General features: G+C 74.2%; 22 protein-coding genes and 4 tRNA genes. 7 read left to right on the top strand and 19 right to left on the bottom strand.

From position 1 onward, the window contains the following. Positions 1–10: 10 nt before the first annotated feature. From ruvA to G6556_RS04060, 14 genes are all read right to left on the bottom strand, one after another. On the bottom strand, positions 11–631 hold the full coding sequence (gene ruvA / locus G6556_RS04125; RefSeq protein WP_166938843.1) for a Holliday junction branch migration protein RuvA: 621 nt from the start codon (positions 629–631) through the stop codon (positions 11–13). 117 nt (positions 632–748) lie between these two features. Further along, complete coding sequence (ruvC, locus tag G6556_RS04120; RefSeq protein ID WP_346774712.1) at positions 749–1,321, bottom strand: crossover junction endodeoxyribonuclease RuvC; 573 nt, start codon at positions 1,319–1,321, stop codon at positions 749–751. A gap of 94 nt (positions 1,322–1,415) precedes the next feature. Further along, the gene (locus G6556_RS04115; protein ID WP_166938841.1) at positions 1,416–2,171 is read right to left on the bottom strand and encodes a YebC/PmpR family DNA-binding transcriptional regulator; all 756 of its coding nucleotides are present in this window, start codon (positions 2,169–2,171) and stop codon (positions 1,416–1,418) included. Positions 2,172–2,257: 86 nt separating this feature from the next. Next, positions 2,258–2,875 carry a pyridoxal 5'-phosphate synthase glutaminase subunit PdxT gene (pdxT, locus tag G6556_RS04110; RefSeq protein WP_166938840.1) on the bottom strand — a complete coding sequence of 206 codons (618 nt, stop codon included), beginning with the start codon at positions 2,873–2,875 and terminating at the stop codon, positions 2,258–2,260. A gap of 9 nt (positions 2,876–2,884) precedes the next feature. Continuing rightward, positions 2,885–4,099 carry a pyridoxal phosphate-dependent aminotransferase gene (locus G6556_RS04105; protein ID WP_346774711.1) on the bottom strand — a complete coding sequence of 405 codons (1,215 nt, stop codon included), beginning with the start codon at positions 4,097–4,099 and terminating at the stop codon, positions 2,885–2,887. A 49-nt stretch (positions 4,100–4,148) separates the two neighbouring features. Beyond that, positions 4,149–4,667: an NUDIX domain-containing protein gene (locus G6556_RS04100; protein WP_346774714.1), complete on the bottom strand. Its 519-nt coding sequence runs from the start codon at positions 4,665–4,667 to the stop codon at positions 4,149–4,151. Between the two features lie 113 nt (positions 4,668–4,780). After that, the gene (pdxS, locus tag G6556_RS04095) at positions 4,781–5,704 is read right to left on the bottom strand and encodes a pyridoxal 5'-phosphate synthase lyase subunit PdxS (RefSeq protein WP_166938838.1); all 924 of its coding nucleotides are present in this window, start codon (positions 5,702–5,704) and stop codon (positions 4,781–4,783) included. A gap of 131 nt (positions 5,705–5,835) precedes the next feature. Beyond that, a complete protein-coding gene (locus G6556_RS04090; RefSeq protein ID WP_166938836.1) occupies positions 5,836–6,468 on the bottom strand; it encodes a hypothetical protein in 633 nt (210 codons plus the stop codon). A 52-nt stretch (positions 6,469–6,520) separates the two neighbouring features. Continuing rightward, a complete protein-coding gene (locus G6556_RS04085) occupies positions 6,521–7,711 on the bottom strand; it encodes a glycosyltransferase family 4 protein (RefSeq protein ID WP_166938858.1) in 1,191 nt (396 codons plus the stop codon). Positions 7,712–7,743: 32 nt separating this feature from the next. Beyond that, on the bottom strand, positions 7,744–8,733 hold the full coding sequence (locus tag G6556_RS04080; protein ID WP_166938834.1) for a phosphatidylinositol mannoside acyltransferase: 990 nt from the start codon (positions 8,731–8,733) through the stop codon (positions 7,744–7,746). After that, the gene (pgsA, locus tag G6556_RS04075; RefSeq protein ID WP_166938833.1) at positions 8,730–9,347 is read right to left on the bottom strand and encodes a phosphatidylinositol phosphate synthase; all 618 of its coding nucleotides are present in this window, start codon (positions 9,345–9,347) and stop codon (positions 8,730–8,732) included. The genes G6556_RS04080 and pgsA overlap by 4 nt, the downstream gene beginning before the upstream one ends. A 7-nt stretch (positions 9,348–9,354) precedes the next feature. Beyond that, positions 9,355–9,894 (bottom strand): HIT domain-containing protein, encoded by a 540-nt coding sequence (locus G6556_RS04070; RefSeq protein ID WP_346774713.1) that lies wholly within the window; start codon positions 9,892–9,894, stop codon positions 9,355–9,357. A gap of 73 nt (positions 9,895–9,967) precedes the next feature. Continuing rightward, positions 9,968–11,983, bottom strand: a complete 2,016-nt coding sequence (thrS, locus tag G6556_RS04065) for a threonine--tRNA ligase (RefSeq protein WP_166938831.1) — start codon at positions 11,981–11,983, stop codon at positions 9,968–9,970. Positions 11,984–12,117: 134 nt separating this feature from the next. Further along, positions 12,118–12,189: transfer RNA gene (locus G6556_RS04060), tRNA-Val, on the bottom strand. A 218-nt stretch (positions 12,190–12,407) separates the two neighbouring features. On the opposite strand from G6556_RS04060, the gene G6556_RS04055 reads away from it, so the two are divergent. Beyond that, positions 12,408–12,836 carry an SsgA family sporulation/cell division regulator gene (locus G6556_RS04055; protein WP_147793659.1) on the top strand — a complete coding sequence of 143 codons (429 nt, stop codon included), beginning with the start codon at positions 12,408–12,410 and terminating at the stop codon, positions 12,834–12,836. 24 nt (positions 12,837–12,860) lie between these two features. On the opposite strand, the gene G6556_RS04050 is transcribed toward G6556_RS04055, so the two are convergent. Together G6556_RS04050 and G6556_RS04045 are read right to left on the bottom strand one after the other, a co-directional pair. Then, positions 12,861–13,724, bottom strand: coding sequence for an aminotransferase class IV (locus G6556_RS04050; RefSeq protein ID WP_166938829.1), 864 nt, complete (start codon positions 13,722–13,724; stop codon positions 12,861–12,863). Further along, on the bottom strand, positions 13,721–14,848 hold the full coding sequence (locus G6556_RS04045) for a chorismate-binding protein (RefSeq protein WP_346774710.1): 1,128 nt from the start codon (positions 14,846–14,848) through the stop codon (positions 13,721–13,723). The genes G6556_RS04050 and G6556_RS04045 overlap by 4 nt, the downstream gene beginning before the upstream one ends. A gap of 229 nt (positions 14,849–15,077) precedes the next feature. Here G6556_RS04045 and G6556_RS04040 point away from each other — a divergent pair. The 3 genes from G6556_RS04040 (at position 15,078) to G6556_RS04030 (ending at position 15,364) form a co-directional block, all read left to right on the top strand. Continuing rightward, a tRNA-Gly gene (locus G6556_RS04040) sits at positions 15,078–15,149 on the top strand. Positions 15,150–15,202: 53 nt separating this feature from the next. Further along, a tRNA-Cys gene (locus tag G6556_RS04035) sits at positions 15,203–15,273 on the top strand. 16 nt (positions 15,274–15,289) lie between these two features. Further along, a tRNA-Val gene (locus tag G6556_RS04030) sits at positions 15,290–15,364 on the top strand. 546 nt (positions 15,365–15,910) lie between these two features. Here the strand turns inward: G6556_RS04030 and G6556_RS04025 are convergent. Next, the gene (locus tag G6556_RS04025) at positions 15,911–16,084 is read right to left on the bottom strand and encodes a hypothetical protein (RefSeq protein ID WP_166938825.1); all 174 of its coding nucleotides are present in this window, start codon (positions 16,082–16,084) and stop codon (positions 15,911–15,913) included. A gap of 619 nt (positions 16,085–16,703) precedes the next feature. Between G6556_RS04025 and G6556_RS04020 the strand changes: the two genes are divergently transcribed. Further along, positions 16,704–17,315, top strand: coding sequence for a winged helix-turn-helix domain-containing protein (locus G6556_RS04020; RefSeq protein WP_166938824.1), 612 nt, complete (start codon positions 16,704–16,706; stop codon positions 17,313–17,315). A gap of 153 nt (positions 17,316–17,468) precedes the next feature. After that, positions 17,469–17,963, top strand: a complete 495-nt coding sequence (locus tag G6556_RS04015; protein ID WP_166938822.1) for a HEPN domain-containing protein — start codon at positions 17,469–17,471, stop codon at positions 17,961–17,963. A gap of 177 nt (positions 17,964–18,140) precedes the next feature. Here G6556_RS04015 and G6556_RS04010 read toward each other — a convergent pair whose 3' ends face one another. After that, the gene (locus tag G6556_RS04010) at positions 18,141–18,938 is read right to left on the bottom strand and encodes a hypothetical protein (RefSeq protein ID WP_166938820.1); all 798 of its coding nucleotides are present in this window, start codon (positions 18,936–18,938) and stop codon (positions 18,141–18,143) included. Positions 18,939–19,056: 118 nt separating this feature from the next. Next, a complete protein-coding gene (locus G6556_RS04005) occupies positions 19,057–19,371 on the bottom strand; it encodes a tyrosine-type recombinase/integrase (RefSeq protein ID WP_166938819.1) in 315 nt (104 codons plus the stop codon). Positions 19,372–19,451: 80 nt separating this feature from the next. Between G6556_RS04005 and G6556_RS19090 the strand changes: the two genes are divergently transcribed. Further along, on the top strand, positions 19,452–19,693 hold a 242-nt coding region (locus tag G6556_RS19090; protein WP_205693003.1), incomplete at its 3' end, for a hypothetical protein.

Raw genomic sequence — 19,693 nt, 5'->3', positions numbered from 1 at the left:
GTCGACCTCGTCAGCCACGGCCGCCGCCCAGCGTGCGCAGCGCCGCGCGCAGCACGCCCGCGACCTCCGCCTCCCCGACCGGCTCGTCGCTGCCGTCGAGCACGGTGGCGACCGCGTCGGCCGCCGCCTTCTGGTTCCAGCCGAGCCCGACCAGCGCGTCGACCACCTGGTCGCGGCGGTCCGCGGGGCCGGTCGGCGCCGCCGCGCCCCCGGCGAGGGCGACCGGGGCGGGCGCGCCCAGCCGGTCCGCGAGCTCCAGCACGATCCGCTGCGCGCCCTTCTGCCCGATGCCCGGCACCCGCTTGAGCGCGGCCAGGTCCTCGGTGGCCACGGCCCGGCGCAGGCCGTCCGGGGTGTGCACCGCGAGCATCGCCAGCGCGAGCCGCGGCCCGACGCCGGTGACCTGCTGCAGCACCTCGAACACCTCGCGCTCGTCGTCGTCGGCGAAGCCGAACAGCGTCAGCGACTCCTCGCGCACCACCAGCGAGGTGTGCAGCGTGGCGGTCGCGCCGACCCGCAGGCCCGCGAGCGTCGCCGGGGTGGCCTGCACGAGCATGCCGACGCCGCCGACCTCCACCACCGCGGCGTCCAGCCGCACGGCCCGCACCGTCCCGTGCACCGAGGCGATCACTCCGGCTCCTCCCAGTGAGTCGGGCGCGCGTGCCGGGGTGGCCGGCGCCCGCCGTGCAGTCTGCCACGCGTGCGAACACGTGTACGAACGACACGCGGCCGTGCCGCCGGCCCCGGGTCAGCGGGACGGGACCCGGCGGGCCGCCTGCTCCGCCTGCGCCCACGCGCGCTGCGCCGCGGTCATCGACCCGGGCGCACGCTGCGGGGCGCCGACCGCGCCCGCCGGGCGCCACAGGTGGCAGATCGCCAGGGCGAGGGCGTCGGCGGCGTCGGCGGGACGGGGCAGCTCGTCGAGGGACAGCAGCCGCTGCACCATCGACTGCACCTGCGGCTTCTCGGCCCGGCCGCTGCCGGTGACCGCCGCCTTCACCTCGGACGGGGTGTGCATGGCGACGGGGATCTTCCGGCGGGCCGCAGCCAGCATCGCGATGCCGGCCACCTGGGCCGTGCCCATCACGGTGCTGACGTTGTGCTGGGCGAACACCCGCTCCACGGCGAGCGCGTCGGGGGCGTGCTCCTCCAGCCACTCGTCGATCGTCGCCGCGATGACGAGCAGCCGCTGGTCGATGTCCGCGGACGGCGGGCTCTGCGCGACGCCGACGGCCACCATCCGCACCTTCCGGCCGGGCAGCCCGTCGACCACGCCCAGCCCGCAGCGGGTCAGGCCGGGGTCCACACCGAGTACGCGCACACCGCCATCCTCCCAGCAGCGCGCCCCCGGGACGCGACGACGCCCCGCACCGGATCCGGTGCGGGGCGTCGTCGGCGCGGCGGGTGCCGAGGGGTCAGTCCTCCTCGAGCTCCGCCATGACCTCGTCGGAGGCGTCGAAGTTCGCGTAGACGTTCTGCACGTCGTCCGAGTCCTCGAGCGCGTCGATCAGCCGCAGGATCTTGCGGGCGCCCTCGGCGTCCACCTCGATCTGGGTCGCCGGGTAGAACACGACGTCGGCCGAGTCGTACTCGATGCCGGCCTCCTGCAGCGCGGTGCGCACCTTGACGAGGTCGGTCGCCTCGGACAGCACCTCGAAGGCCTCGCCCGCGTCGTTGACCTCCTCGGCGCCCGCGTCGAGCACGGTGAGCATGACGTCGTCCTCGGTGGTGCCCTCCTTGGGGACCATCACGACGCCCTTGCGCGAGAACAGGTACGCCACCGAGCCCGGGTCGGCCATCTGGCCGCCGCTGCGGGTGAACGCGACGCGCACGTCGGCCGCCGCGCGGTTCCGGTTGTCGGTGAGGCACTCGACCAGGAACGCGACGCCGCCGGGGCCGTAGCCCTCGTAGAGGATCGTCTGGTAGTCCGCGCCGCCGGCCTCGGCACCCGAGCCGCGCTTGACCGCGCGCTCGATGTTGTCGTTCGGGACCGAGGTCTTCTTGGCCTTCTGGATGGCGTCGAACAGCGTCGGGTTGCCCGCGGGGTCACCACCGCCGGTGCGCGCGGCGACCTCGATGTTCTTGATGAGCTTCGCGAAGAGCTTGCCGCGCTTCGCGTCGATCACGGCCTTCTTGTGCTTGGTGGTGGCCCACTTGGAGTGACCCGACATCGCTTCCCTCTCGTTTTCCGCGCCGCCGGCGGCGCTGCCCGGGCCGGCGGTGCGGCGCGACCCGGCAGCGGGTCACGCCCCCGCTCTCACAGGGCGTCGCGGACGATCTCGACGAACAGCCGGTGCACCCGCGTGTCCCCCGTCACCTCCGGGTGGAAGGACGTGGCGAGCAACGAGCCCTGGCGCACCGCGACGATCCTACCGGCGGCGGGCCCCGACTCCACGCGGGCGAGCGCGGTGGCCGCCGGGCCGACCTCGTCGACCCAGGGCGCCCGGATGAACACGGCGTGCACCGGGTCCGTCGCGCTGTCCGGGACGCCGTCGATCTCGAGGTCGGTCTCGAACGAGTCGACCTGGCGCCCGAACGCGTTGCGCCGCACCGTGACGTCGAGCCCGCCGAGCGTGCGCTGGCCGTCGATGCCGCCGACGATCCGGTCCGCGAGCAGGATCATGCCGGCGCACGAGCCATAGGCGGGCATGCCCGCCTCCAGCCGGGTCCGGACCGGCCCGTCGAGGTCGAACGCCCGCAGCAGCTTGTCGATCACCGTCGACTCGCCGCCGGGCAGCACCAGGCCGTCGACGGCGTCGAGCTCGGACTCGCGGCGCACGGGGACGGCCTCCGCCCCGGAGGCGCGCAGCGCGGCCAGGTGCTCGCGGACGTCGCCCTGCAGGGCCAGGACACCGATGGTGGGGGTGGCGGTCACCCGCACATCCTACGAATCCGCGACGCCGGCCAGCGCACCGCCGACGACGGCCGCGGCCGCCCCGCCCGCGCCGGACCAGTCCGCCACCGCGTCGGCCAGCCGGGACAGGCCCGCGAGCAGCGCGCCGCGCTCGGCGGCCAGCGACACCCGCACCATGCCCTCGCCGCCCGGGCCGAACGCCGACCCCGGCGACACCGAGACGTGGCGGTCGGCGAGCAGCCGGAGCGCGAACGCCTCGGAGTCCGCCATCGCGGCCGACACGTCGACCATGAGGTAGAACGCGCCCTGCGGCCGGACCGACGGGATGCCGCGCGCGTCGAGCAGCGCCACCGCGGCGTCGCGCCGCTCCCGGTACGAGTCGACCGCCGCGGCCACGTCGTCCTGCGGCCCGGTCAGCGCGGCGAGCGCGGCCCGCTGGCTGACCGAGGACGGGCAGGCGACCGTCGCCTCGGCGACCTGGCCGAGCAGGTCGATCACGCCCGGGTCCCGGGACACCACGTAGCCGAGCCGCCAGCCGGTCATCGCGTAGGTCTTGGAGAAGCTGAAGAAGGTGAGCACCCGGCCGTCGGTGTCGAAGGCGGCGGGGCTGGCGTGCGGGCGGTCGAAGGTGATCGCCTCGTAGCACTCGTCCGAGAACACCCACAGGTCCCGCTCCCGGGCCAGCTCGACGACCCCGGCCAGCAGCTCCGGCGGGTACATGGCGCCGGTCGGGTTGTTCGGGGAGCAGACCACGATCACGCGGGTGGCCGGCGTGATCGCCGCGGCGATGTCGGCGAGCGTCGGCACGAAGCCGCTCGCCGCGTGCGCGGGGTAGGTCGCGACGTCGACGCCCGCGGCGACCGCGGCCATCCGCCAGTTCGGGAACTCGGGGTCGGGCAGCAGCACCTGGTCGCCGGGGCCGGCGAGCGCGTTGATCGCCATGGCCAGGCCGTGCATGGCGCCGTGCGTGACGACCACGTCGGCGGCGGTGACGTCCAGGCCGTTGACCCGGCGCACCTTCTCGGCGAGCGCGGCGCGCAGCTCGGGGGTGCCCGTGCTCGAGGTGTACGCGGTGTGCCCCGCGGCGGCGTCCCGGCCCGCGGCGGCCACGACGTGCGCGGGCGTCGGCACGTCGGGCTCGCCGATCTCCAGGCGGATCGCCTCCGGGTCGCGCATGGCGAGCTCCATGAGGGTGCGGATGCCGCTGCGGTGCATGCGGGTCACGGGCGAGGTGGAGATGGGCACCGGCCGACCCTAGCCGAGATCGGGCCCCGGACGTTACTGCCCGGTAACGTCAGTCGTCGCGCTGCAGCCCCAGGTGCCGCACCGAGCCGTCCCAGCCGGCCAGCAGCGGGCGGACCAGGTCGGGCAGCCCCTCGGGGAACACCTCGCGGGTCTCGGCGGCCAGGTCGTCGAGGTGCCACCAGCGCAGCTCGTCCAGCACGTCGAGCTCGACCTCGGTCCACCCGTCGCGCGCGACCGTCGCGGTGTCCAGCGCGTCGGTCACCCGCGCCAGGAAGAACTCCTCGTCCTGCCGGCAGTGCTCGGCGTAGAAGTCGAACAGCGCGGACCGGGTCAGCACCGGGCCGACCAGCGCCGCACCGTCCAGCACCAGGCCCGTCTCCTCGCGGAGCTCGCGCAGGGCCGCCTCCCGCGCGGACTCCCCCGGGTCGATGCCGCCGCCGACGGTGAACCACCAGGACCGCTCGGGCTGGTCGACGTCGTGCCCGCGGACCAGCAGCAGCCGGTCCTCGGCGTCGAGCAGCAGCACCCGGGCGGCGCGGCGGAACCGCAGCCCGTCGTCGCCCAGCACCCAGTCCGGGCCGAGCGACGACGTGGTGGTCGCCGCCGCGGACGCCTCCCCCGACGGCGACGGCCCGCCGGCCCCCGAGGGGGTCGACGGGCCGTCGGTCGGCACGGGGTGGGTCACCAGCCGCGCTCGGCCAGGCGGTGCGGCACCGGGACGTCGTCCACGTTGATGCCGACCATCGCCTCGCCGAGGCCGCGGGAGACCTTCGCGATGACGTCCGGGTCGTCGTAGAAGGTGGTGGCCTTGACGATCGCCGCGGCGCGCTGCGCCGGGTTGCCCGACTTGAAGATGCCGGAGCCGACGAACACGCCCTCGGCGCCGAGCTGGCGCATCATCGCCGCGTCCGCGGGCGTCGCGATGCCGCCCGCGGTGAACAGCACGACGGGCAGCTTGCCGGCGCGCGCGACCTCGACGACCAGGTCGTACGGCGCCTGCAGCTCCTTGGCGGCGAGGAACAGCTCGTCCTCGGGCAGCGAGGACAGCCGGCGGATCTCGTCGCGGATGGTCCGCATGTGGGTGGTCGCGTTCGACACGTCGCCGGTGCCGGCCTCGCCCTTGGAGCGGATCATCGCCGCGCCCTCGGTGATGCGGCGCAGCGCCTCGCCCAGGTTGGTCGCGCCGCAGACGAACGGGGCGGTGAACTGCCACTTGTCGATGTGGTGCGCGTAGTCGGCCGGGGTCAGCACCTCGGACTCGTCGATGTAGTCCACGCCCAGGCTCTGCAGCACCTGCGCCTCGACGAAGTGGCCGATGCGGGCCTTGGCCATCACCGGGATCGAGACGGCGCTGATGATGCCGTCGACCAGGTCGGGGTCGCTCATCCGCGCGACGCCGCCCTGCGAGCGGATGTCGGCGGGGACCCGCTCGAGCGCCATGACGGCGACCGCGCCGGCGTCCTCGGCGATCTTGGCCTGCTCGGCCGTGACGACGTCCATGATCACGCCGCCCTTGAGCATCTCCGCCATCCCGCGCTTCACGCGGGCGGTGCCCACCGCGGGGACGTCGGTGCCGGTGGCGGGCTGGCTGGTGTCGGTGGTCACGGAGGTCCTCGCAGTTCGGCTCAGGGGAGTTTCCGGGTCCCATCGTAGTCGCGCCGGGCGGTGCGGCGGGCGGGCGTCCACGGGGCGCGCGCGGGCGCCGGGAGGGCCGGCGGCGCGACCGGCGCCGGCGGTCAGGCGGCGGCCGGCGGCTGCCCGGGACGGCCGAGCGCGGCGGGCCACGCGTCGTCCAGCTCGAGCGTCTGCGGCATCGGCGCGCGCCCGGCGAGCCGGAGCGTGCGGACCGCCCAGCCGCGGCGCATCCGCTGCGCCTGGGCCACGGCCTCGTTGTGGAACCGGCGTGCGAGCTGCACCCGGTACCAGGCGTCGCCCAGCGCGTCGATCAGCTCAGCCGCGCCGGGCTCCTCGCGCAGGGCGGCGACCTCCTCGGGGTCGTCCAGCGCCTCGCGCAGCGTCGCGGACAGCTCGGACTCGACCAGCCCGCGGTCGGCGGTGGCGGGGTCGACCCGCTCGGGCCCGCGCAGCTCGGCCGGCAGCCGCGCCATGCCCTGCGTCTGCGGGCTCCCGGCGGCGATCGACGCCCAGGACGCCTCGCCGACCAGCACCGAGCTGACCGGGTCCAGCACGCCCGACGCCGCCAGCGTGGACGCCGCCGACGCCCGGCGGAGCAGCTGGGTGTCCACGACGGCGCGGGACGCGGCGACCTTGCGGTGCAGCCGGTCGATGCGGGAGGCGGCCAGCCAGGACCACCACAGCACGACGAGCAGCACGCCGACCACCAGCACGGCGGTCTCCGACCAGCTCATCTCGGGGCCCCCGCGGGATCGTGAGCGCGGCGAACGATGTCGTGGGGTCTGATCATTCGTCACCCCGCAGGCGGCGCAGCGCCGTCCGGGCCCCGCGCCGCGAGGTGGGGTCCTCGCCCACCGGCGCGGCGCTGCCCTCGACCGCCATCTCGTACACCGTGAGCACCTGGTGCGTCACCGTGGACCAGTCGTAGCGCGCCACGGCGGTCCGCCCCGCGGCGGCGATGCGCGCCCGCCCCTCGGCGTCGCCGACCAGCCCGACGAGCACCCGCGCGAGGTCGGCCGGGTCGCCGGTGCGGAACAGCGCGCCGGCCTCGCCGTCGTCCAGCACCCGCCGGAACGCGCCGAGGTCGGACGCCAGCACCGCGGTGCCGGCGCTCATCGCCTCGACCAGCACGATGCCGAACGACTCGCCGCCGGTCTGCGGCGCGCAGTACACGTCCGCCGACGCCAGCAGCCGGGCCTTCTCCTCGTCGCTGATGCCGCCGAGGAACTCCACCGCGTCCGCGTCGTCGCCGAGCAGCTCGCGCACCTCCGCCGGCCCGGTGTCGCCGCGACCGGCCACCAGGAACCGGACGCCCGGGAACGCCCGCCGCACCTCCGGGACGGCGCCGAGCAGCACGGGCAGGCCCTTGCGGGGCTCGTCCAGCCGGCCCAGGAACACGACGGTCGGCGCCTCGGGGGTGCCGACCCAGCGCTCGTCGGTCGGCGCCCCGGCGAACGCGTCCACGAACACGCCGTTCGGGATCACCACGGCGTCGCCGCCCAGGTGCTCGACGAGGGTGCGGCGGGCGTCCTCGGACACCGCGATCCGGGCACCGATCTTCTCCAGCGACTGCCGCACCAGCGGGTAGGCGATCTGCAGCGAGCGGGAGCGCACCAGCGACGAGTGGAACGTCGCGACGACGGGGCCGTCCGCGATCCACAGCGCGAGCATGCTCAGCGACGGCGTGGCCGGCTCGTGCAGGTGCAGCACGTCGAACTGACCCGCCTCCAGCCAGCGGCGCACCTTGGCCGCCGTCAGCGGGCCGAACGCCAGCCGGGCGACCGAGCCGTTGTACCGGACCGGGACCGCCTTCCCGGCGGACGTCATGTAGTCCGGGATCGGGGTCTCGTCGTCGGCGGGGGCCAGCACGGACACGCTGTGCCCGCGGCCGATCAGCGCCTCGGCGAGGTCCCGGACGTGGAACTGGACGCCGCCGGGCACGTCGAAGGAGTACGGGCAGACGATGCCGACCCGCAGCGGCCGGGACGGGCCCGGGGGCAGGCCGGCGATCACCGGGCGGCTCCCCCGGCCTCCGCCGCGAGGGTCCGGGCGTACCGCTCGGGGTCGAGGTCGGCCACGAACACCTTCTGCAGCATGTGCCAGTCCTGCGGGGTGCGGGCGATGCCGCGGCCGAGGTCGTCGACCCACGCCTGGGTGAGCACGGCGACGCGGTCGGCCTTCGGCACGTCGTCCGGGACCGTCAGCAGGCGGCCGAACTCGATGACGATGCCCCACGCGGTCCCGGCGGCCCGGCGGCGCGCGCCGGTGAGCCGCTCGTAGGTGATCGTGGTGGCGCACAGCGGCGCGCCCGTCGCCACGGCCAGGGCGGCCGGGCCCGCGGCGACCCGCGCGCGCTCGCCGAACAGGTCGACCTCGACGCCGCGGGCGGTCAGGTCCCGGTCCGCGAGCAGCGGGATGAGACCCGGGCTGGGCTGCCGGGCGGTGCGCACCAGCTCGCGGAACACCCCGCCGCCCGCGCCGCCGTCGGACAGCGGGATGATCTCCAGCCCGATGCCCTCGCGGAACGCGAGGAACTCCTGGAACAGCGCCTCCGGCTTCAGCCGCTCGGCGACGGTCACCGTGCGCCCGAGGTTGCGGGTGGCCCACGCGCCGGCGAGGTCCCAGTTGCCCAGGTGGCCCAGCGCCATGACGACCATCCGGCCCTCGTTCATCGTCGCGACGACCTCACCCGGGTCGACCAGCCGCACGCGCGCGTCGATCTGCTCCGGCTTCGCGCCGACCAGCGCGAACGACTCGCCGTAGTACCGCATGTACGACCGCATGCCGAGCAGGCTCAGCCGGCGGATCTCGTCCGGGCGGGCCTGGGGCCGGACCCGGCCGAGGTTCGCCTCGAGCTGCCGGACGCCCGCGCCGCGGAGCAGCCACACCACGTCGGCGACCAGCCGGAAGACGCCGCGCACGACCGGGTCCGGGACCTTGCCGACGACCCGCCACGCGAACGCGAACAGCCGGGCGACGTCCACCTGCGGGCGCCTCACGCCGCCCCCAGCGCCTGGCGCCGGACCGTGAGCACGCGCTGCACGACCGTCACGAGCGACGCCACGGCCAGCAGCCCCAGCACCACGACCAGCACCGGCTCCGGCACGCCCACGCCGACCAGGGCGGTCGCGACCAGCACCGTCGCGAGCCGGTCGGCGCGCTCGGCGATCCCCACCGCGGCGGTCATCCCGAGCCCCTCGGCGCGGGCCCGGGCGTACGGCACGATCGCGCCGAGCACCAGGCACGCCAGCGCCAGGCCCGAGCCCCAGCCCGCCCAGGACGAGTCGCTGCCGTGCACGAACCACAGCACCAGGCCGGAGAAGATCGCCGCGTCGCCGAACCGGTCCAGCGTCGAGTCGAGGAACGCGCCCCACGGCCCGGACCGGCCGGCGCGCCGCGCCATGACCCCGTCCAGGCTGTCGGTCAGCGCGAACAGCGCGATCACCAGGCTCGCCGCCAGGAAGTGCCCCGCCGGGTACAGCCACAGGGCCGCCGCCACGACGGCGACGGTGCCGGTGATGGTCACGGCGTCCGGGGAGACGCCGCGCTTGAGCAGCGCGTCCGCCACCGGGGTGAAGAGCCGCGTCATGGCTCCCCGCAGTCCGTTCAGCACGGGCCGGTCATCCCTTCTGGTCGCCGGTGGCGACGTGGTCCGCGGGCCAGGCCGCCGCGAGGCGTGCCCGGGTGTCGTGCAGGAGCTCCGGCAGCGCGCGGGTGCGGCCGACGATCGGCAGGAAGTTGCTGTCGCCGGACCAGCGCGGCACCACGTGCTGGTGCAGGTGCGCCGCGATGCCGGCGCCCGCCACGGCGCCCTGGTTCATGCCCAGGTTGAAGCCGTGGGGACCGCTGACCTCGCGCAGCACGCGCATGGCCGTGCGGGTCAGCTCCGCGACCTCGGCGACCTCGTCCGGCGTGAGGTCGGTGTAGTCGGCCACGTGCCGGTACGGGACCACCAGGACGTGCCCGCCGTTGTACGGGTACAGGTTGAGCACGACGTAGGCGACCGCGCCGCGCGCGACGACCAGGCCGTCCTCGTCGGACAGCGCGGGGATGCGGCAGAACGGGCAGCCGTCCCCGGCCGAGCCGTCGGCCGGCTTGTTCTCCCCGCCGATGTACGCCATCCGGTGCGGGGTCCACAGCCGGCCGAAGCCGTCGGGCACGCCCGGGAGGGCGGCGCCGTCCTCGGGCGCCGCCGCCCCCGGGGGCCGCGCGTCGTCGTGCTCGGTCACCGCGTCAGACCTGCGCGTGCTCGCGCACCGCGGCCACGACGCGCTGCACGGCCTCCGCCACCGGCACGCCGTTCTCCTGGCGGCCGTCCCGGTACCGGAACGACACCGCACCCGCCTCGGCGTCCTCGCCGCCCGCGATGAGCACGAACGGGATCTTCTGCGTGCTGGCGTTGCGGATCTTCTTGCCGAACCGGTCGCTGGACCGGTCGAGCTCGGCGCGGATGCCCTGGGCGCGCAGCTGGGCCACGACGTCCTCGAGGTACGGCTCGAACGGCTCGGCCACCGGCACCGCGAGCACCTGGACCGGCGCGAGCCAGGCCGGGAACGCGCCCGCGTAGTGCTCGGTGAGCACCGCGAAGAACCGCTCGATCGAGCCGAACAGCGCGCGGTGGATCATCACCGGGCGCTGCCGGGTGCCGTCGGCGGCCGTGTACTCGAGGTCGAACCGCTCCGGCAGGTTGAAGTCGAGCTGGATCGTCGACATCTGCCAGGTGCGGCCGATCGCGTCCTTCGCCTGGACGGAGATCTTCGGGCCGTAGAACGCGGCGCCGCCCGGGTCCGGGACCAGCTCGAGGCCGGACTCGGTGGCGACCTGGCGCAACGTCTCGGTCGCCTCCTCCCAGGCCGCGTCCTCGCCGACCGACTTCTCCGGGTTCCGGGTGGACAGCTCCAGGTAGAAGTCGTCCAGGCCGTAGTCCTTGAGCAGGTCGAGGACGAAGGTGAGCAGGCTGGTGAGCTCGCCCTTCATCTGCTCGCGGGTGCAGTAGATGTGCGCGTCGTCCTGCGTGAAGCCGCGGGCGCGGGTCAGGCCGTGCACCACGCCGGACTTCTCGTACCGGTACACCGTGCCGAACTCGAACAGCCGCAGCGGCAGCTCGCGGTACGAGCGCCCCCGGGAGTCGAAGATCAGGTTGTGCATCGGGCAGTTCATCGGCTTGAGGTAGTAGTTCTGCCCCGCGCGCTTGATGTTGCCCTCGGCGTCGCGCTCCTCGTCCAGCTGCATGGGCGGGTACATGCCGTCCGCGTACCAGTCCAGGTGGCCCGAGATCTCGAACAGCTGCTGCTTGGTGATGTGCGGCGAGTTGACGAACGAGTAGCCCGCCTCGACGTGCTTGCGCCGGCTGTACTCCTCCATCTCCATCCGGATGATGCCGCCCTTGGGGTGGAACACCGCCAGGCCCGAGCCGATCTCGTCCGGGAACGAGAACAGGTCGAGCTCGGTGCCCAGCCGGCGGTGGTCGCGGCGCTCGGCCTCGGCCACGCGCTCCAGGTACGCCTTGAGCTCGTCCTTGGTGGGCCACGCCGTGCCGTAGATCCGCTGCAGCTGCGGGTTCTTCTCGCTCCCCCGCCAGTACGCGGCGGCCGAGCGAGTCAGCTGGAAGCCGCTGCCGAGCACCTTGGTGCTGGGCACGTGCGGGCCGCGGCACAGGTCCTGCCAGACGACCGTCTCGGTCTCCCGGCCCGCGCCGCGCACGTTCTGGTAGTAGGTCAGGCCGCCGGCGCCGACCTCGACGGAGGCGCCCTCCCCCGCCGTGTCGGCGGTGGACTTGAGGCCGATCAGCTCGAGCTTGTACGGCTCGTCCGCGGCCAGCGCGCGCGCCTCGTCGTCCGTGACCTCGACCCGGCGGAACGTCTGGTTCTCCTTGACGATCCGGGACATGACCTTCTCGAGGGCCTTGAGGTCCTCGGGGGTGAACGGCTCCTCGACGTCGAAGTCGTAGTAGAAGCCGTCGGTCACGGGCGGGCCGATGCCCAGCTTCGCCTTCGGGTTGACCTCCTGCACCGCCTGCGCGAGCACGTGCGCGGCCGAGTGGCGCAGCACGGCCAGGCCGTCCGGCGAGTCGACCGTGACGGCCTCGACGACCGCGCCGTCGGGGAGCGGGCGGAACAGGTCCCACAGGTCCCCGTCGACCCGCACGACGACCACGTCGCGGCGAGCGGCGAACAGGTCCGTGCCCGTGGTCCCCGCCTCGGCCGTGGTGCTGGTGCCGTCGACGGTGAGGGTGATGAGCTCGGACACTGCGGGGTCTCCTCCGGTCGGGCCCGCGCCTCGCGCGCGGGGTCCGGGTCGATGCTACCGACCGGTCACCCGGTGGCGTGGTCGCGGCACGACGAAGGCCCCGGTCCGCTGCGGGACCGGGGCCTTCGAGCCGGTGGGCGATACTGGGTTCGAACCAGTGACCTCTTCGGTGTGAACGAAGCGCGCTACCACTGCGCCAATCGCCCGGCAGACGAGAACATTACCCGACCCGGGGCGCGGATCCGAAATCGGCTCGGCGTCCCGCTCCTGGAGCGGCACCTCCCGGGCGCCGGTCGCGCGCCGTCGGCCGCGGGTGCCACGGGGTGAGGCGTCCGGGTGGGTGAAGTTCGGCCCGGGACCTCCGTTCCTGGCGACCCGTGCGTCATGATGGTCTTCTCGCGAGACGTGTGTGAAGGAGGATGCGGTGGCCCAGCGCTCGTACGACGTCGTCGAGACCGTCGCCATGCAGCTCATCAGCTCCGATGCCAGCGTCCTGCCTGTCACCGCGGAGCTGTCCTACCGCGTGAGCGACCCCTACACGGTCCGCGCCGTGTTCACCTCGCCGCAGTCCACCTCCGTGTGGCTGCTCGGCCGCGAGCTGCTGCTCCAGGGCATGCTCGCCGACGCCGAGGACCCCGCCGGCTGCGGCGACGTCCAGGTGTGGCGCGACGAGGACCCGATGTTCACCCTGATCTCGCTCACGGGCATCGAGGGCAGCGCGCTGCTCGCGTCCCCGTCCGAGCCCCTCGAGCGGTTCCTCACCGCCACCGAGCAGCTCGTCGCCCTCGGCACCGAGAGCGACCGCATGGAGGGCGAGATCGCCGCCCTCATCGCGGCGCTCCTCACCGCCTGACGGGTCGTCCTCGCGGACCCGGGCCTACGGGTCCAGGTCGTCGGCGGCGCGCGCCCGGAACAGGGAGACGAGCGCGGCGGTGACCGGCCCCACCGCCACGGGCGCGCCCTCGACCACCTCGACGCCGACGACGCCGCGCAGCGACCCGGCCAGCGCCAGCCCGGCGCGCCCGGCGAGCACGTCGTCGACCACCCGCCACGGCAGCTCGTCCTCGCGCGCCTCGCGGACCGGCAGGCCGGCCTCCGCCGCCCACGCCAGCGCCAGCGCGCGGGTCACGCCGGGCAGGCAGCCCGAGGACAGCGCCGGCGTGAGCAGCTCGTCGCCGACCTCCACCAGCACGTTCGACGTCGCGCCCTCGCACAGCGCCCCGCGGGTGTTCGCCAGCAGCGCCTCGTTCCCGCCGGCGCGCACCGCCGCGGCCAGCGCGAGGACGTCCGCGGCGTAGGAGGTCGACTTGTGCCCGGCCAGCGGCGACCGCTCGTTGCGGACCCAGGGCGACCGGACGACGTGGGCCGGGCCGCGCACGGGCGCGGGGCCGGCGGCGACGACGAGGGCCGGGCCGCCGCCCGGGCCGCCCGGCTCGGCCGCCGGGGGGCCCGCGGTCACGGTGACGCGCAGCCGGCCCACCTCGGGCCCGCTCGCCGCCAGCACCGCCGCGACGGCCGACCGGACCTCCGCGTCGTCGACCGGCGGCAGCCCGAGCGCGGCGCTCGAGGAGGCGAGCCGGTCCAGGTGCCGGGTGAGGGCGAACGCCCGGCCGCCGACCACCGCGCAGGTCTCGAACAGGCCCAGCCCGGTCGTGTAGCCCGGGTCGGTGCCCGCCACGACGGGCTCGCGCGGGTCGCGCAGCCGGCCGCCGGCCCACACGACGCTCGTCACGGCGGTCATCCTGCCACCGGCCCGCCGGACGCCAGGCCGACCAGCCGGAGCGCCTTCAGCTCCGTCTCCGCCCACTCCGCGTCCGGGTCGCTCCCCCACGTGATCCCCGCGCCGGTGCCGAACCGCAGCACCCCGTCGCGCCAGACGAACGTGCGGATGCCGACCGCGAGCTCCGCGCGCACCGCCCCGTCGTCGGCGACCTCGACCCAGCCGACGGCGCCGCAGTACGGGCCGCGCGGCACCGGCTCCAGCCGGCGGATCAGGTCGAGGGCCGAGGACTTCGGGGCGCCGGAGACCGACCCGGGCGGGAACGTCGCACCCAGCAGCCGCGCCCACAGGTCCGCGGCGTCCCGCACGTCGGCACGCAGCCGTCCACGCACGGTGGACACCAGGTGCACCAGCCCGGGGTGCTCCTCGACGCCGAGCAGGGTGGTCACCTCGACCGTGCCCGGCTCGCAGACCCGCTGCAGGTCGTTGCGCACCAGGTCGGTGATCATCACGTTCTCCGCGCGGTCCTTGGCGGTCAGGCCGGCCGCGGTCGGCGCGGTGCCCTTGATCGGCGCGGACGTCACCCAGCCGTCCTCGACCCGGAGGTAGAGCTCCGGCGAGGCCGTGACCACCCAGACCGGCGGCACCGCTCCCCCGGCCGGCACGTGCACGCCGCCGGCGTAGGGCGCCGGGTTACCCGCGGCGAGGCGAGCGCCGAGCGCCCGGGCGTCCGGCTCGCGCCCCTCGCGCACCGGCAGCGGGGCGGACAGGACCCGGCAGAGGTTCGCCTGGTAGACGTCACCCTCCCGGACCGCCGCGCGCACCGCGGCGACGGCGGCGACGTAGGCGGGCTCGTCGAGGGAGGTCGTCCAGGCGCCGGCGTCGGGGCCGCGCCAGGCGGTGGCGCCCGGGGCGTCGGCGGAGGCGTCCGCGGCCCGGCCCGGGTCGCTCGTCCGGAACCGCCACGCCCCGACCGGGCCCTCGAAGTCCCCCACCAGCACCCAGTGCCCCGGCGCGCGCAGCCGCGCGGGCTCGCGGGCGACGTCCGCCACGTGCTCGACGGGGTCGCGGAGCAGCCGGCCGCCGAACCAGGCGACGCCGGCGGCGGGGGTCGACGGCGCCGCGGGGGCGTCGGGAGGAGTCACGGGGGCCACGCTAGCCAGCCGCCGGGCGGAGGTGCGCCGCGGCGGTGTGGCGCAGGTCGCACGACCCCGTCCGGGGCCTCCTGCCGCCCGATGCCCCTGCTGAGGGGCCACATCCGCGTCATCACGCGGGACTCCGGGCCCCTGGTCAGCCAATTGGACTCCCGCCTCGGAAGTCGGCTAATGTTCTCGACGCACCAGGAACGCCGGTGAGAACCGGTGGGACAGGCGCGCGGACGTGGCTCAGTGGTAGAGCATCACCTTGCCAAGGTGAGGGTCGCGGGTTCGAATCCCGTCGTCCGCTCGGAGGCAGACACTCCCGGCCGACCTTTCGGTCGCTGAGGACTGAGGTCTCAGGGTGGAGTGGCCGAGAGGCGAGGCAGCGGCCTGCAAAGCCGTATACGTGGGTTCGAATCCCATCTCCACCTCGTAGTAGCAACACCCGGGCGATTGGCGCAGCGGTAGCGCGCTTCCCTGACACGGAAGAGGTCACTGGTTCGATCCCAGTATCGCCCACCAGCAGAGCCCCAGGTCACAGATCTGGGGCTCTTGCCATGTCCAGGGAAGCGGTCATCCGTTCCCTCGACTTTCCCTGCGGCTCTCGACCCTCAGGGCGCACTCCCGGCGAGACCCGCGCGGTGCCTGGTGCGGCACCGATCACGCCAGGCCCTCCGACCGTCACTCGCCTGTCGGCGGGGTTCTCGCCCGGCCGCACCCTGCCTATCGGGCGACGACGTGCCGCTTCGAAGTGACGGGTGGAGGCGACGTCGACGCCGGCGACGTCTCGAGCACTGACCCCAAGCTGCGCGGGGCGCTCCGTGCGCCGGCTGGCGTACTCCCGTCGTTCCTGCCTCGACGACTGGCTCGGGCTCGCGCCGAGGGCCGGCGAGGGAACCCGCTCGGCCCCGGACCCAAGAACGCCGCTTCGGTCGATGACCGTGGTGCACGGTGCACGATGCTTCGCCTCAGTTCCTCCTCCTGCCTCGACTGGAGGAGGGAACTTGCAGCACGCCGGCGTCATCGACGCGTGGCTCGCTCGCCCGATCACGCTGGAGGGCGCCGACGTCACCGTGCACGACCTGCCACAGTCCCGTCAGCGCTGGAGTTCCAGGCCCGCTCCGCGCAGTCGACCGCAGCCGACCGCGACCTGTGGGCCCTGACGATGCAGATGCGAGCCTCGGAGATGACGTACTGGTCGAGGTCGGCGATCGTGTCGTCGGAGTCGAGGACCTCCGCCACGACCCACTCGTCGGGGTTCCACCCACCCACGGCGTCGACGACCGCGTCGATGTCTGCGGGCGGCGCAACCAGGTCGCCGGGCTCGACGGGGGGCCGGCGACGTGCACACCGAGCATGTAGGCGCGTGCACGCTGCTGGGGCTGCCCGCCAGCCTCCGGAGGAAGCTGGTGCGGGGACAGCATCGTGGGTGCGTCGGCCATCCGGTGGTCACGGGCAAGGACCATGTCCTGGTCACCGAGGACCTCATCACCCCGCGGCTGCAGCGTCATGCTTGGGCCGCGCTGTGCGAGAACGGGTCCGAGCAGCGGCACCTCGTGAACCTCGACAGAGGCCCGGACTCCACGTACGCGACCGATCGTGTCCCGTCGTGCACCGCGTGCGTGAAGCTCGCAGAAGATGACCGGACGGCCCGTGACCGGCGCGTTCAGCGTCTGAACGACGACTAGGCGACCGGGGCGTCGGTCAGGCGTGGGCAGGTAGCGCCCCAGAGCAGCCGGGGACCCGTGCGAAAAACGCACGATTGCGGGTAGGCTCGGAGCAGGCACTGTGGTCGACGACGACGAAAGGAGGTGGGCCCGTGCGCACACCACAGACGTTCAGCATGTTCCGGTCCGCCTCCGTGACCGCACTGGCCTGGGAGGTCCTGACCGCAGACGATCCGCAGTCCGTCGCCGAGCTGGCCAGCAAGACGGGTGCGAACCACGCGACCGTCTCGCGGACGCTGGACGACCTCGAGGCTGACCAGCTCGTGACGACCGTGCGGCAGGGGCGCGCCAGGCTGGCTGTGGCCAACAACAGCTCCCCGGCGGTTCCGTTGGTCCGCGACCTGATCGAGATGAGCATGGAGCCCCCAGCAGTTCTGGCGCATGAGTTCCGGGCTGTCGGCGGCATCAAGGAGCTCCGGATCTTCGGCTCGTGGGCCGCCCGGGTCAGCGGGGTCAAGGGCCCGGCGCCGCGGGACATCGACCTCTTGGTCCGCACGGCCGGCGCCGACCCTCTGCAGGTCGCCGAGGCAGCCAAGCGCGCCACCCAGCGCCTGGGTATCGAGGTCCACCCGACCCTCATCGACGCCGCCGCTCCCTCGCCTGGGGGCCAGGCGTTCCTCAGCGCGATCTCCACCAAGCCGTCGGTACGGGTGCGGCACACGCCCCTTCCCGCCCCTTCCCAGAGCCGCCCCGACTTCGCGGCCATGGACCAGTTCCTGGAGTCGATGCGACGCCAGAGCGCGTGACCCCTACGCGAGGGCGCCCCCACCCGGGGCGCCCTCATCGCGTTGCTCGCGCCGCTACGCACGCACGGTCAGGCGAACCTCACGGAGCACGCACGGTCAGGCGAACCTCACGGAGCACGCACGGTCAGGCGAACCTCACGGAAAGGAGAACCGATGCTCGACCTGAGCGCAGGTGACGCGGTCGTCACCCAGCTCCTCGACGACAGCGCACTGGTGCAGGACCAGGCCGCGACCGCGATGGCCGCCCCGGCCCTGGAGAAGGCAGGCGAGGACATCCGCGCTGCAGGTGTCCTACTGAACGCGGACCTGCCGCGCAACGCGTACGACATCGCCTACGAGGCGCTCCGCACCACCCTGGACGGGTTCCTCAACCACCAGGGCCTTCGCGTCACCAGCCGACCCGGCCACCACCGGGCGGTCATCGACGCGTCACTGGGACAGCTCGAGAAGGTCGTCCCGGCCCAGATCGTGAACGCAGCGCGGCGCATGGCCCACACCCGCGGACTGGATCAGTACGCGTACACCGCGTCCGTGCCCACGCCCGAGGAGGCGAGTGACGCGCTCGAGGTGGCAAGTCGACTGCACGAGCTCATCACGGCGGCGGTCGGCGGCGGGATGATCCCGCTCTGGACCTCGCGCCGACACTGACACCGCACCACGCACCATCCACGAGGGCCCGACCGCACCGGTCGGGCCCTCGCCCGTGCTGGGCCGCTTCGGTCGATCATCCGTGCACCCAGACCACAGTCATCGACCGAAGGGGCCAAGAACGGCCGAGGCCCCAGGTCAGATGACCTGGGGCCTCGGCGGCTCGTTCCTTCGCGACTACTCGTCGGACACGGCGCGTCCCTTCCAGAGCGCCCTGAGACCGAAGTGGCGGAGGCTGTGCACGTCGAAGCCGGCACCGCACAGCGCACCTGCTCGAGCGAGTCGCATCCGGAGGTGCCCGACGGAGAGGTTCGAGCCCCTGTCTCCCACCACCAGGCCCGTCCACCGGTCAGCCGACGACGCGTTCGTGCGGACGGGCCCGCCCTCGTCCTGGCGGGCGTCCTGGGCGCGCTGCCTCGCGAGACCGCGCGCACGGAACACCTCGAGCCGGTCCACGACCTCGCGCGCCCCCGGGAGCCCGGTCTCGACGATCAGCGACGCCTCCGACGCCGACATCTGCAGCAGCTCGGGCAGCCTCCGCCCCGACTGCGCCAGGAGTCGCACGATGTCGCCCCGACCCTCTCCCCCGGGCCCATACAGGTCGGCGGCCCACCGCGGCATCGGCCAGGTCTGGTCCACGGCCGTGGCGAGCGCCTCAACCGCGGACTCGTCGAGGACGACGCGGACCGCGTACTGCGGGAGGTCGAGGTCAGGAGCGGCGGCGCGCCGACGCGCGACCTCACGCATCGCGTCGGTGCGGGTGCCGAAGTAGACGGAGCAGGTCGGCTGCCCGTCCAGGGTGTCGGGGGCGAGGATCAGCCACCCCAGGGCACCGCGGGCGTCGGTGTCCTGACGCACCACTTCCACGGTTCCGGGCACCGGGACGGTGCGGATCGTGTCGCCCGCGCGCACCTCGGCGAGCGGCACGAGCAGGGACTTCATCTTGGGACGCGGGTTCGCGTGTCTGGTGTTCATGCGAGAGACAGTCCTGGCCGATCCATGCGGCGCAATGCCCGCACGGGCCCACCGCGAGGCCCGAAGACGGAGGAGGCCCCCAGGTCAGTCGACCTGGAGGCCTCGCCGGCTGTGCTCGTCACCACTGGTCGGGGTCGCCCGTGGCCACGTCCCCCATCCGCAGCTCGTCGATCTTCGCCCCCAGCATGCGGGCGACGGCGGAGCGATCACCGCGGAACACGTGCTTGTAGATCCGCTCGGTCTCCTGCGCGCTCTCGTGCCCCATCTGCTCCTGGATGAGACCCCAGTCGTCGCCCTTCGCGGCGAACAGGATGCTCGCCGCGACGTGACGCAGCTCGTGCGCGGTGAGGTCCACCCCGCTCGCCTTGCGCGCGGGGTCCAGCTTCTTGCGCCACATGCCGTAGGAGACGAACCCGCCGCGCTCGGCCGACACCAGGAGCGACCACAGCCCCGTCGGAGGTGCGCTCGGGCTCTTGCTGCGCCGATGCGCACGCCGAGACCGCCATCCGCGTCGTGCTGGCCTCCCAACGAGCACTGACGGCCGAGGAGATCATCCACGGCGTCCGCGCCCTCGGAGGTCTCACCTACACCGGGACGTCACCGCAGGCCACGGTCCGTCGCGACCTGACCATCCGCGAGACGCAGGGCCACCCCGGCCCACCCCGAGTGCTGACGACCCGGTACGCCGGCCGCTGCTTGTTCTTCCCCGCCAGCCTCACCGCGACCACCGCCGTCCAGAACTACCTCGATCACCA

The sequence above is a fragment of the Cellulomonas sp. IC4_254 genome (genome assembly GCF_011603975.1).
In the GTDB taxonomy this organism is placed as follows: Bacteria; Actinomycetota; Actinomycetes; order Actinomycetales; family Cellulomonadaceae; genus Cellulomonas.
Note: the sequence above shows the minus strand (reverse complement) of the source record. Positions and strands in the feature narration are given on the sequence as shown.